1 protein-coding gene is annotated in these 515 nt (G+C 73.0%); it reads right to left on the reverse strand.

Annotated elements, in window-relative coordinates; translation table 11 throughout:
* Positions 1-84 precede the first annotated feature (84 nt).
* The coding region (locus KGA66_RS29375) for a hypothetical protein (protein WP_211472906.1) at positions 85-515 on the reverse strand (431 nt) is incomplete at its 5' end.

Consider the following 515-nt stretch of genomic DNA (forward strand, 5'->3'; position numbering starts at 1 on the left):
GGTGCGGGTGCGAGGGGCTGCGAGTGGGGGCTGTGGGCGTGGCGCGGCCCGGGACGTGCGCGCCGCGCGGCCGGCGGCGCGGGGTCATCTGGTGGCGTTGACCAGTGCCTGGAAGGTCGCGGCGTCGCAGCTGCCGTTGCCGGGCGGCTGTCCCTGGTCGTGTTGCAGGTAGTCGTATTTGAAGGCTCGTATCGCGGAGCCGGTGGCGTTCTGGTAGAAGCCGACGTCGTCGGTCGGCTGCCACCAGCGGTTGCCCAGGTCGTACACGGTCCGCTGCGCGACCGCGTACTGCGGGTTACCGTTCTGGCTGATCGTCGGCCTCAGGTAGCGCAGCCTCGCCAGCCGGCTCTGGATGTCGGCGACCACCGGCTCGTAGGAGTTCGTCCACGAGATCGTCGCGAAGCTCGCCGCGGCGCTCGGGCCGGCCGGCGACGCGGACGCGCTGGGCGACGGGCTCGGTCGGTGGCGCGGGGAGTGGCTCGGCGATGGTGACGGCGACGGGCTCGGGTGGTGCG

This window comes from Actinocrinis puniceicyclus (genome assembly GCF_018283645.1).
Classification (GTDB): Bacteria; Actinomycetota; Actinomycetes; order Streptomycetales; family Catenulisporaceae; genus Actinocrinis; species Actinocrinis puniceicyclus.